Source organism: Streptomyces sp. NPDC058295, from assembly GCF_042880655.1.
Classification (GTDB): domain Bacteria; phylum Actinomycetota; class Actinomycetes; order Streptomycetales; family Streptomycetaceae; genus Streptomyces; species Streptomyces coriariae.
Genome location: NZ_JBHVYO010000002.1, coordinates 201,847 through 213,785 on the forward strand (window position 1 = coordinate 201,847; position 11,939 = coordinate 213,785).

General features: G+C 70.9%; 11 protein-coding genes. 6 read left to right on the forward strand and 5 right to left on the reverse strand.

Annotation, left to right across the window (positions count from 1 at the left end):
• The first annotated feature begins 37 nt into the window (after positions 1–37).
• On the forward strand, positions 38–1,705 hold the full coding sequence (locus tag ACFVYS_RS03270) for a histidinol-phosphatase (RefSeq protein WP_389498352.1): 1,668 nt from the start codon (positions 38–40) through the stop codon (positions 1,703–1,705).
• A gap of 130 nt (positions 1,706–1,835) precedes the next feature.
• On the opposite strand, the gene ACFVYS_RS03275 is transcribed toward ACFVYS_RS03270, so the two are convergent.
• The 4 genes from ACFVYS_RS03275 to ACFVYS_RS03290 are packed head-to-tail and all read right to left on the reverse strand — an operon-like array spanning position 1,836 to position 5,687.
• Positions 1,836–2,291, reverse strand: coding sequence for a MaoC family dehydratase (locus ACFVYS_RS03275; protein ID WP_389498354.1), 456 nt, complete (start codon positions 2,289–2,291; stop codon positions 1,836–1,838).
• A 49-nt stretch (positions 2,292–2,340) separates the two neighbouring features.
• A complete protein-coding gene (locus ACFVYS_RS03280) occupies positions 2,341–3,846 on the reverse strand; it encodes a long-chain fatty acid--CoA ligase (protein WP_389498355.1) in 1,506 nt (501 codons plus the stop codon).
• 12 nt (positions 3,847–3,858) lie between these two features.
• Complete coding sequence (locus tag ACFVYS_RS03285) at positions 3,859–4,734, reverse strand: amidohydrolase family protein (RefSeq protein ID WP_389498618.1); 876 nt, start codon at positions 4,732–4,734, stop codon at positions 3,859–3,861.
• Positions 4,735–4,769: 35 nt separating this feature from the next.
• Entirely contained in the window at positions 4,770–5,687 is a 918-nt protein-coding gene (locus ACFVYS_RS03290; protein ID WP_389498356.1) for an SDR family NAD(P)-dependent oxidoreductase, read from the reverse strand.
• Between the two features lie 219 nt (positions 5,688–5,906).
• Between ACFVYS_RS03290 and ACFVYS_RS03295 the strand changes: the two genes are divergently transcribed.
• From ACFVYS_RS03295 to ACFVYS_RS03315, 5 genes are all read left to right on the forward strand, one after another.
• Positions 5,907–6,332: a MarR family transcriptional regulator gene (locus tag ACFVYS_RS03295; RefSeq protein ID WP_362271095.1), complete on the forward strand. Its 426-nt coding sequence runs from the start codon at positions 5,907–5,909 to the stop codon at positions 6,330–6,332.
• Positions 6,333–6,350: 18 nt separating this feature from the next.
• Positions 6,351–7,130: an IclR family transcriptional regulator gene (locus tag ACFVYS_RS03300; protein ID WP_389498358.1), complete on the forward strand. Its 780-nt coding sequence runs from the start codon at positions 6,351–6,353 to the stop codon at positions 7,128–7,130.
• A gap of 100 nt (positions 7,131–7,230) precedes the next feature.
• The gene (locus ACFVYS_RS03305) at positions 7,231–7,695 is read left to right on the forward strand and encodes a GNAT family N-acetyltransferase (protein ID WP_389498360.1); all 465 of its coding nucleotides are present in this window, start codon (positions 7,231–7,233) and stop codon (positions 7,693–7,695) included.
• A 480-nt stretch (positions 7,696–8,175) separates the two neighbouring features.
• Positions 8,176–9,432 (forward strand): Ig-like domain-containing protein, encoded by a 1,257-nt coding sequence (locus ACFVYS_RS03310; RefSeq protein ID WP_389498362.1) that lies wholly within the window; start codon positions 8,176–8,178, stop codon positions 9,430–9,432.
• A 169-nt stretch (positions 9,433–9,601) separates the two neighbouring features.
• Complete coding sequence (locus ACFVYS_RS03315; RefSeq protein WP_389498364.1) at positions 9,602–10,993, forward strand: glycoside hydrolase family 16 protein; 1,392 nt, start codon at positions 9,602–9,604, stop codon at positions 10,991–10,993.
• A gap of 28 nt (positions 10,994–11,021) precedes the next feature.
• Here the strand turns inward: ACFVYS_RS03315 and ACFVYS_RS03320 are convergent, their stop codons facing one another.
• The gene (locus ACFVYS_RS03320; RefSeq protein WP_389498366.1) at positions 11,022–11,924 is read right to left on the reverse strand and encodes a helix-turn-helix domain-containing protein; all 903 of its coding nucleotides are present in this window, start codon (positions 11,922–11,924) and stop codon (positions 11,022–11,024) included.
• Positions 11,925–11,939: the final 15 nt, after the last annotated feature.

An 11,939-nucleotide genomic window follows, 5' to 3' on the forward strand; every position in this document is an offset into this window, starting at 1 on the left:
CCTTCATGAACCACTGACCTTCTGCACGAGGATCACCGTGACCGAGCAGCAGCTGCCCGCCTGGGCCGATCCGTCCGTCTCGCCCGCCGTTCTCGACGCCCAGGGCGTGTCGAGGCGCGGACTTCTGCGCCGCGCCGGCCTTTTCGGCGCCGCGTTCGCACTCGGCGGTGCGGCCACCCCGGCCGTGGCCGCCACCGGCCGCGGCCACGGCGGCGAGGACCCGCGTCTCGCCTACCTGGTGGGCGACCACCACGTCCACTCCGTCTACAGCCACGACGCGAAGTACACCTTCTCCCAGCAGGCCAGGGCCGCCGCCCGGTACGGTCTCGACTGGATGGTCTTCAACGAGCACTCCAACTTCGGGCACGCCTCCTACGGCGCCGCGCTGGAGCACAAGGAGATCCTCAAGGCCCGCGCCGCGAACCCGCGCCAGCTGATCTTCCAGGGTCTGGAGTGGTACATCCCGGCCGCCGAGCACTGCACGGTGTTCGCCGCCCCCGGCCCGCACGAGGTCGACCTGCTCACCCGGTTCGAGCTCGCCTACGACGGCAAGCTGCTGGGCTACACCGAGGGAGCCGCCGGCGCGGCCGACACCGCCCGCAACGAGGCGCACGCCGTCAAGGCGATCAAGTGGCTGGCCGAGCAGCGCCGCAGCGGCTACGTCGACGACGTCCTCGTCCTCGCCAACCACCCGCTGCGCCTCGGCATCGACTCCCCGCACGAGCTGCGGGCCTGGCGCGACGCGGCGCCCGAGATCATGATCGGCATGGAGGGCGCGCCGGGCGCCCAGGGCGCGGCGATCCCCGGCTGGCGCGGCGCCACGTCCATCCGCGGCGAGTACGAGAACAAGCCGTCCGCCCAGTCCTGGGCGGGCTACCCGGCGGGCGCCTACCTCACCTACGGCGGCTTCGACTGGGCCACCGCGACCGTCGGCGGCCTGTGGGACTCGATGCTGGCCGAGGGCCGGCTGTACTCGGTCACCACCAACTCCGACAACCACCGGACCGTCTTCGACACCTGGAAGAACGGTGACTGGCCCGCCGGACAGAACTTCGACAACACCGGCAGGCTGCCCGATCCGGTGAACACCGACACCCCGCAGGCCGGCAGCGACTTCTGGCCGGGGCAGTTCAGCCGCACCCACGTGGGAGTGACCCGCTACGGCTACCGCGCGGTGATGACGGGCCTGCGCGAGGGCCGGGTCTGGCTGGACCACGGGCATCTGCTCGACGGCCTGGAGGTCCGGCTGCGGCGGGAGCACAGCAACGGGCGGGGCGTCACGCTCGGCGGCCGGCTGCGGGTGCGCAAGGGCGAGAAGCTCACTCTGGAGATCACCGTCACCAGTGCCTCCCGCCCCAACCCCCAGGGGATCCTGCCGCAGTTGGCACACGTGGACGTGATCCGGGGCGCGGTGCGCGGCGCGGTGTCCGACCGCGACACCTGGCGGGCTCCCGACACGAAGGTGGTCCGCACGACGGACGTGAGCGGCCGCAAGGGGACCTACACCCTGCGCGTCCCGGTCGCGGTGGGCGACGAGTCCTGCTACCTCCGTCTGCGCGGCAGCGACGGCAAGCGGAACGGAACCGGTTACCTGGGCGCTTCCGTGGATCCGCACGGCCCGATCCCGCACGAGCCGGGCAACGGCGACCCGTGGGCCGACACCTGGTTCTACTCCAACCCGATCTTCGTGGACGTCGTCGGCTGAGCGGCCCCGAAAGGGACGCGGGGAACCGCGTGGCCGGCCACACCGGTCCCGCGGTTCCCCACAGCGCCGTCCCGGACGGCGGCGACCCGCGGAGTCCTCCGCGCGGAGGAGCCCTGCGCGTGGAGGAGCCCTACGCGTAGAAGCGCGACAGACTCTGCAGCACCGCGGCCGGCTTCGCGCCCCCCTCGATCTCGATCGCCCCGTCGACGGTGATCTGCACACCGCCCGCCACGTCCTCGACGTCGGTCAGCTTGGCGACCAGGCGGATCCGCGAGCCGACCTTGACCGGCGAGGGAAAACGCACCTTGTTCAGGCCGTAGTTGACCTTGGTCGCGACGCCCTGGACGTCCAGCAGCTCGGTGAAGAGCGGGATGAACAGGGAGAGTGTCAGGTACCCATGGGCGATCGGCGCCCCGAAGGGCCCGGCTGCCGCCCGCTCGGGATCCACATGGATCCACTGGTGGTCCCCGGTCGCGTCCGCGAACGTGTCGATGCGCTCCTGGGTGACCTCGATCCACTCGCTGGTGCCCAGGTCGCTGCCGGCCAGCTTCTTCAGCTCGTCGAGACCGTTGACGGTGATGCTCATATTCCGTTCCTCACAGGAGAGTTCACAGGAAGGTTCACAGGGGAGTCGTTCAGGAGTCGGTGCCGAACCGGGAGCGCACCCGGGACTTCAGGAGCTTTCCGGAGGCGGTGCGCGGGAGTTCGTCCGCCACCACCACCGACTTGGGGATCTTGTACTTGGCGAGCCGCCCGGACAGCGAGGCCAGCACCTCGTCGGGGTCGAGCGAGGCGCCCTCGCGGGGCACGACGACCGCGCGCGGCACCTCGCCCCACTTGTCGTCGGACACGCCGATGACGGCGCACTCCACGATGTCGGGGTGGGCGAGGAGCAGGTCCTCGATCTCGGCGGGGTAGATGTTCTCCCCACCGGAGATGATCATGTCCTTGATGCGGTCGACGATATGCACGTACCCGTCTTCGTCGACCCGGGCCGCGTCCCCGCTGCGAAACCAGCCGTCGGCGAAGGAGGCGGCCGTCTCCTCGGGCAGTCCCCAGTAGCCGGGCATGACGTGCGGCCCGCGGACGACGACCTCGCCGGTCTCGCCGACCCCGACGGGTGTGAGGTCGGGGCGCAGGACGCGTACGTCGCTGAAGAAGTGCGGGACGCCGGCCGAGCCCGCCTTGCTGACCGAGTGCTCGGCGTCCAGGAACAGCGTGCCGGGGGACGCCTCGGTCATGCCGTAGCCCTGGAGGAAGGTGAGTCCCCGTTCCTGGTAGGCGGCGATCAGCGGTGTCGACACCGGGGAGCCGCCGCAGGTCAGGATCCGCAGGCTGGACAGATCCGCGTCCGCCCAGCGCGGGTGCCGGGCGACCTGCTCGAACATCGTCGGCACCCCGAACATGAAGGTGATCCGGTGCCGCTCGATCAGGCCGAAGGTGGCCTCCGGGTCGAAGGCCTCGACCAGGACGCAGCAGCCGCCCTTGAGGAGCACCGGCAGGGTCAGCATGTTCAGGCCGGCCGTGTGGAACAACGGCGCGGAGACCAGGGCGCGTTCGTCGGCGATCAGATCGGTGTCGACGAGGACGTTGACCGCGTTCCAGGTGAGGTTGCCGTGCGTGAGCATGGCGCCCTTGGGGCGGCCGGTCGTGCCCGAGGTGTACATGATGATGCAGGTGTCGTCGGGGGTGACCGGCGTGTCGATCGGCTCGTCGGAGGCGGCGGCGAGCTCCCCCTCGTATTCGGCGCCGACCTCGAGGTACGTCCGTACGTCCGTGTTCCCGGGCAGGCCGGCGACCAGGCCGGCGTGCGAGGGGCCGTAGACGAGCGCCTTGGCGCCGGAGTCCGCGAGCTGGTAGGCGATCTCCGGGCCGGCGAGGCGGGTGTTGAGGGGGACGAACACCGCTCCGAGGGTGCCGGCGGCGAACAGGGTCTCCAGGTAGGAGGGGTGGTTGGGGCCGAGGTAGGCGATGCGGTCGCCGCGCCGCACACCCCGGGCGCGCAGGGCGTGGGCCAGGCGCGTGGTGCGTGTATACAGTGTGCGATAGTCCGTCGACTGCTCACCGTGGACCAGCGCGGTGCGGTGCGGGGTCTTGCGGGCCCGGCGTGCGGGCCACGACCCCAGTCCCTCGTTGCGCATCTTCCACGCCCCTTACGGTGTGGTGAGCCCGAGCAGACGGGCGGCGTTCTCCTTGAGGATCTTCGGCTTCACCTCGTCCTTGATCGTCAGCTTGTCGAAGTCGGCGAGCCAGCGGTCGGGGGTGAGGACGGGGAAGTCGGAGCCGAAGAGGACCTTGTCCTTCAGCAGCGTGTTGGCGTACTGCACGAGCTGCGGCGGGAAGTACTTCGGCGACCAGCCGGACAGGTCGATGTGCACGCCCGGCTTGTGGGTGGCGACGGCGAGGGCCTCGTCCTGCCAGGGGAAGGACGGATGCGCCAGGATGATCTTGAGGTGCGGGAAGTCGGCCGCCACGTCGTCCACGTGCAGCGGGTTGGAGTACTTGAGCCTGATCCCGCCGCCGCCCGGGACTCCGGCGCCGATGCCCGTCTGACCGGTGTGGAACAGGGCGATGGTCCCCGTCTCCTCGATCACCTCGTACAGGGCGTACGCCACCGAGCGGTCGTTGGGGAAGAAGCCCTGGATGCTGGGGTGGAACTTGAACCCCTTCACCCCGTACTCCTCGACCAGGCGCCGGGCCTGCTTCACGCCCGCCCTCCCCCGGAAGGGGTCGATGGAGGCGAAGGGGATGAGGACGTCGGCGTTGGCGGCGGCGGCCTCGGCGACCTCCTCGTTCGGGACCGGCGCCGTGCCGGTCGCGGACTCGGCGTCCACCGTGAAGATCACGGCGGCCATCTTCCGCTCACGGTAGTAGCGGGCCGTCTCCTCCAGGGTGGGCTTCCGCTTGCCCTCGACCTTGAAGTAGGCGGACGAGGCGTCGTGCAGGTCGTCGTCCAGCGAGGAATGCCCCTTGGACGACACCTCGGCGTGGGTGTGGACGTCGATCGCGACCAGTTCCTCGACGTTCATGGCGGGGGTCGTGGCGGGGGTCGTGGACGGGCTCATCACGCCTCCGGGAACGTGGGGGCCGGGATGCCGACCGTCTGGAGCTCGGCACCGACCGAGGTGGGGAAGGCGTCGGCCAGGGTCTCGGGCGTCCAGCCGCCGTCGGCGTAGGCCGCGCGGATCTCCTGCGGATGCGACCAGAGTGCCACCTTGTCGCCGCCGATGCCGATGGCCTGGCCGGTGATGCCCCGGGCGGCCTCGGAGGCCAGGAAGGGCACCAGCGCCGCGCAGTCCTCGGGGGTGCCGAAGCCCTCGCCCTTGCGCAGGAAGTCCGGGAACGGCTCGCCGTTCTTCAGGGCCTCGACATAGGGGGCGAAGGCGGGGATCGTCTCGGTCATCGCGGTCGCGGCGACCGGCACGATCGCGTTGACGGTGATGCCCGCGCGGCCCAGCTCCATCGACCAGGTACGGGCGAAGGCGGCGATGCCGGCCTTGGCGGCGGCGTAGTTCGTCTGGCCGAAGTTGCCCCGCTGGCCGGCCGGGGAGCCGACGAGGATGAGCGTGCCGCCCTCGCCCTGCTCGCGCATCCGTACGGCGGCGGCTCGGGCGCAGGTGAAGGTGCCCTTGAGGTGGGTGGCGATCACCGCGTCGAAGTCGTCGTCGGTCATCTTCCACAGCACCTTGTCCCGCAGGATGCCCGCGTTGGTGACCAGGATGTCGAGCCGGCCGAACTCCTCCACGGCCCGGTTCACCAGCCGGTCGGCGGCTTCCGTCGTACCGACCGGGACCACCTCGGCGACCGCCCTGCCGCCGGCCGCTACGAGGGACTTCACGGCCTGCTCGGCCACGGCCTCGTCGACGTCGTTGACGACGACGGACGCGCCGCGGGCGGCCAGGGCATGAGCGTAGGCGAGGCCGAGGCCCCGGCCGCTGCCGGTGACGACGGCGACCTTGCCGGTGAGATCGATGCTGGGCACGACGGTGTCCCTTCACATGGGGTGCGCGGGGTGCTGACTACGAGATCGAAGCTAAGAGCAATAATTGTTGACGTCAATAGTTGTTGTAGTCCTACGGGTGCGTCATGCTGGAATCTGTACCGAGAACCACCCCGGAAGGGGACCGAGCCCAGGGAGTCCGCCATCGCCCGCCAGGACAACGCAAGCAACGCCGCCCCGATCGACGCGGACGAGCCGTGGATGCGCGGGCTGCACGCGGACACGGGTTACCTGCTGTACCGCCTGGGGCTGCGCTCGGGTCAGTTGTTCAACACGTTCCTCCAGGAGTCGGGGGTGCGGCTGCGCCACTACGCGGTGCTGCGCTTCCTCGCCACCTCCGAAGGCGCCCTCCAGCGGGAGCTGAGCGCCCGGCTCGGCTACGACCCCAGCGCGATCGTCGGTCTGGTCGACGATCTGGAGAAGCTGGGCTTCGCCGAGCGCCGCCCGGCACCGGACGACCGCCGCAGCCGGATCGTCGCCCTCACCCAGGACGGCCGCGCGTTCCTGCGCGGCACCGACGAGGCGGGCCTGCGGGTGACGAACGAGCTGCTGGACCCGCTCGACCCGGCCGACCGCGAGACGCTGCACACCCTGCTGCGGCGGATCGCCCAGGACGGACTCGCCTGATGCCGTGAGGAGGACCCGATGGACCAGGGCGTTCTCGCCGTGACCGCCCGCTCCGCGCCCGGCCGGCTGCTGGCCGTGCTCGCCGCGTTCGACCACACGCACCCCGCGCTGTCCCTGACCGACATCAGCCGCCGCGCCGGCCTGACCCTCACCACCGCGCACCGGCTGGTGAGCGCTCTGACCGAGTGGGGCGCCCTGGAGCGGGACCCGTCCGGCGTGTACCACGTGGGGCTGCGACTGTGGGAGGTCGCGGCGCTGGCCCCGCGCGGCCTGGCGCTGCGGCAGGTCGCGCTGCCGTTTCTGGAGGACCTGTACGAAGCCACGCACGAGAACGTGCAGTTGGCGGTGCGGGACGGGTCCGAGGTCGTGTACACCGAGTGGCTGTCGGGGCGTTCGGCGGTCGGGGTGCACATCCGGGTGGGCGCCCGATGGCCGCTGCACGTGACCGGCGTGGGCCTCGCGCTGCTGGCGCACAGCGACTTCGCACTCCAAGAGGAGTACTGCGCGGGGCCGTTGGCCTCCTACACCGCCCACACCATCACCGATCCTGCACGGTTGCGCCGGGTACTGGCCGAAGTCCGGCGGGCGGGCGTCGCGGTGAGCAGCCGTCAGGTCACCGACGACGCCCTGTCGGTGGCCGCCCCGGTGCGCGGGCCGGGCGGCGCGGTGGCGGCCGCCGTGTCGGTCGTCGTCCCGCACGCCGACGCGCAGGTACCGGTGCTGGCCCCGGCCGTACGTCTCGCGGCACGCGGGATCTCCCGCGCCCTGGGCTGGCAGCCCGACGGCCGGCCCGGCTGAGTTGCCGCACCCCGCGGACGGGACATGGGCGGCGGTCCGCTCCGCGCCCACGAAACCCGGTTGGCGACCCGGGGGGGGTCCCCGGCGAGAATGCCCCACCATGACGGAGACGAAGAAGGCGACAGGGACGACGGAGATCGGCCCCCTGGGCCCGGCGGACCGCGCCGCCTGGGAAGTGCTGGCGCGCGGTTACAAGGCGTTCTACCGCACCGAGGTGCCCGCCGACGGCTACGAGGAGATGTGGCGACGCCTTCAAGACGGCAGCGAGGTGCACGCTCTCGGCGCCCGGGCGGAGGGAAGGCTGGTGGGCATCGCCCACTACCTGTTCCACGCCACGGCCTGGTCGGCGGACAGCTGCTATCTCCAGGATCTCTACGTCGACGAGGCCGTGCGTGGCAGGGGGGCGGCACGGGCGCTGATCGAGCGCGTGGCCGAGGCGGCGCGGGAGCGGGGCGCCGCCCGGCTCTACTGGTCCACTCAGGAGGACAACACCACGGCCCGCGCCCTGTACGACAAGGTGGCGGCCTTCAACGGGTTCATCCGCTACGACTACCCGCTCGCGTAGGGCACCACGGGCCGGGACGGGGGCCACCGCCGGGAGCCGACGCCAGGCACGGACGAGGGCAAGACGCGGACGCGGGCCTGGCCTGGACGCGGGCCGAGCGTGGACGCGGCGGTCGGCATAGACACAGGGCCGGCCATGGACGCGGGCGCCAGGCACCGACCCGGGAGCCAGCCCTGGACACGGGAGCCGGCCCTGGACGCGGGCGGTTGCCCCCTCCCCCACGACGGCGAGCCGCGCAGACCCGCCCCCCGCACGAGCGAGCCCTCGCGCCTCCCCCTCCCCCCGGCGATCCGATGAGTCGCCGCAGGGTCGTTGCCGGACGAGTCCCCGGGGTGTCACCCCGGCGGGCGCCGGCGTCTCTCAGGCCGTCCTCGCCGTCCTCACAGGAATCTCAGGTTGCGACCCGGGGATTCAAAGGATCGCCCCATCTATGAGGCGCAGGATGCACGCGCAAAGGTGGACAACTCAGGAAGGCGTGCCGTGGGCGTCTCGCACATATCGAACCGGTCCGAACAGCAGCCGGAGGGCTGGTCCCGGCGCGGGATCCTGGGCGTGCTCGGGGCGGTCCCGGCCGTCGCGCTGACCGGATGCAGCTCCGGATCGGCGGACGCCTCGGAGAACACGACCGGGGCCGGGACCTCGGGTTCCGCGTCCACGAAGGCCTCGCCGGCGGTCAAGCAGCCGGTGATCTCGGTCACCCCCGCCGACGGCACCAAGAAGGCGGCCTTCACCAGCCCCGTCGAGGTCACCGTGACCGACGGCACGCTCGCCTCCGTGACGGTGGCGGGCAACGACGGCTCGACGCTCGCGGGCTCCCTCGACGAGGCCGGGACCACGTGGACGTCCACGGCCCACCCGTACTCCGGGACGAAGTACACCGTCACGGCGCAGGCGGAGGGCGCCGCCGCGCAGACCGCCACCTTCACCACCAGGTCCCCGGGCGAGACCTTCGTCGGCTACTTCACTCCCGAGGCGAACTCCACCTCCGGCGTGGGCATGCCGGTCTCGATCAACTTCTCGCACGCCGTGTCCGACAAGGCCGCCGTGGAGAAGGCGATCACGGTGACCGCCGAGCCGGCCGTGGAGATCGTCGGGCACTGGTTCAGCGCCACCCGGCTGGACTTCCGCCCGAAGACGTACTGGGCGGCCGGGACGACGATCACCCTCGGTCTGCGGTTGAAGGACGTCGAAGGATCGAATGGTGTATACGGTATGCAGTCGAAGGACGTCACGTTCCACATCGGCCGCGCACAGATCAGCACCGTGGACCTGGCCCGCAAGAAGATGACGGTCGAGCGGGACGGGGCGACCCTGGCCACCTACCCCGTCTCCGGCGGCGACTCCGACCACACGACCTGGTCCGGGATCATGGTGATCAGCGAGCGCTTCAAGCAGACCCGGATGGAGTCCTCCACGGTCGGCCTCGGCGACGAGTACGACATCTCCGACGTCCCGCACGCCCAGCGACTGACCACCTCCGGCACCTTCATCCACGGCAACTACTGGGCGTCGACCTCGATATTCGGCAGCCGGAACACCAGCCACGGCTGCGTCGGCCTGCACGACGCCAAGGGCGCGAACGACAGCTCCGTCGCGGGCTACGAGTTCTACGCGAGTTCGATGATCGGCGACGTGGTGGTCGTCAAGAACTCGGGCGAGAAGACCGTCGGCGCGGCCAACGGACTCAACGGCTGGAACCTCTCCTGGGCGGACTGGACGGCGGGCAGCGCGCTTTAGCACGTATGCGTGGTTCAACCCGTGAACTTCCGTGCCACGAAAGGACTTTCCTTGCTTTAAGTCTTGACGGTCTCCAGGACGGAGAGCACATTGGGCCCACTTTGAGAGCGCTCTCAAACGCTCTCGAAGTCACCCGCGCCCATCACTCCGTACCCGAGAGGCACCCCCCATGAGTGCAACCTCCGGCATACCCAGACGGCGACGCGCACTCGTCGCCGTGCTCAGCACCCTCGGTCTGGCGGCCGCCGCCGCGGCGGCCGTCACCCTGCCCGCGAACGCCTCCGCGCCCACGCCCCCGTCCGGCTGGACGCAGGTCTTCCTCGACGACTTCACCGGCGCCGCGGGCACCGGGGTGAACACCTCCAACTGGCAGTACAGCACCGGAACCTCGTATCCGGGCGGGCCTGCCAACTGGGGCACCGGCGAGGTCGAGACGATGACAAACAGCACCGCCAACGTCTCGCTCGACGGCAACGGCAACCTGCGCGTCACCCCGCTGCGCGACTCCGCGGGCCGCTGGACCTCGGGCCGCATCGAGACCAACCGCACCGACTTCCAGCCCCCGTCCGGCGGCAAACTGCGGGTGGAGGCCCGCATCCAGATGCCGAACGTCACCGGCACCGCCGCCGAGGGCTACTGGCCCGCCTTCTGGGCGCTCGGCGCGCCCTACCGCGGCAACTACCAGAACTGGCCGGGCGTCGGCGAGCTGGACATCATGGAGAACGTCCAGGGCCTGAACAAGGTCTGGTCGACGATGCACTGCGGCACCAACCCGGGCGGGCCGTGCAACGAGACCACCGGCATCGGCAACTCCATCGCGTGTCCGAACACCACCTGCCAGTCCGGCTTCCACACCTACAGCATGGAGTGGGACCGCTCGGTGAGCCCCGAGGCGATCCGGTTCTACGTCGACGGCGTCAACTACCACACCGTCACGGCGAACCAGGTCGACGCGACGACGTGGACCAACGCCACGAACCACGGCTACTTCGTGATCCTGAACGTCGCGATGGGCGGCGGCTTCCCGGACGCCTTCGGCGGCGGTCTGGACGGCGACACCCAGCCGGGCCACCCGATGGTGGTGGACTATGTGCAGGTGCTTCAGGCCGCGGGCGGTGGGAGCGGTACCACGCCCCCGCCGACCGGCAGCCGCGACGCCTACGGCACGATCCAGGCCGAGTCGTACGACAGCCACTCCGGCACGGTCACGGAGACGACCACCGACACGGGCGGCGGCCAGGACATCGGCTCCCTCGCGAACGGCGACTACGCGCTCTACAAGGGCGTCACCTTCGGTTCCTCGGCGGCGACCCAGTTCAGCGCGCGGGTCGCCAGCGGTGCGGCCGGCGGGGTCAGCGGACTGGTCGAGGTACGCCTCGACAGCCGTACCGCCACGCCCGTCGGCAGCTTCGCGGTGGCCAACACCGGCGGCTGGCAGTCGTGGCGGACGATCCCGGCGAACATCAGCTCCGTCACCGGTACCCACGACGTCTACCTGACCTTCACCAGCGGCCAGCCGGCGGACTTCGTGAACGTCAACTGGCTGACCTTCGGCCACTGACCCACGGCCGCACCACACCCCGGTCGCCTCAGCGCAGTTCCGCGCGAAAGGCCACCGGGGTGTTTCCCGTGTGCAGTTGGAAGAACTTGGAGAAGTTCGCCGGGTCGGGAAAGCCCACCGCCGCCCCCACCCGGCCGATCGGCAGGTCCGTGTGGGCCAGGAGCCGCTTCGCCTCCAGGACGACCCGCTTGTCGATGAAGCCCTTGGGTGTCTCGCCGGTGGCGGCGCGGACCGCGCGCACGAGGGTGCGGCGGGAGTAACCGAGCGCGTCGGCGTAGGCGCTGACGCTGTGGTTGGTGGCGAAGTCCCGCTCCACGGCGTCCCGGAAGAGGGTGAACGTGGTGTCGGCCCGGCCGCGTGCCGCCTCCGCGCTGCTCGCCGCGAGGTGTGCCAGCCGCAGCAGGAACGCGGTGAGGGAGTGCCGCAGCACCGCCGTGTGCAGACTCAGGGGCAGCGTGCCGTCGGCACCGCCGTCGTCGTACTCCCCGCGCAGATACGTCAGCGCCGCGCGCAGGCCCGCGAGCTGCGGCGCGTCCGGGTGGAGCAGCGGCGGCAGGTCGTAGCGGTACAGCCCCGCGGCCTCGACGGTGGCACGCGGCAGAAATCCGGGCTGCATGGTCAGCACCGTTCCGCGGTACTCGCTCGACTTCGAGAAGCGGTGGACCTGGCCCGGGCGGATCCACAGCACGTCACCGGCCGTCGCCTCGTGCTCGGCGAAGTCGATCATGTGGCGGACCGGACCGTCGTCGAAGAGCATCACCACGTGGAAGTCGATGCGGTGCACACGGTCCAGCGGCGCGTCGGTGTGCCAGGTGCGACCGGTGCCCATGGGGCCCACCTGCATGCCGACGCCGCCGACGCTGAGTTCGACGGGAAAGGGAAAGGTTCTGATGCCGTCACCGGCGCCGTCTTGGGTACTTGTGTCCACCATGTCCTTCTCGTGCCG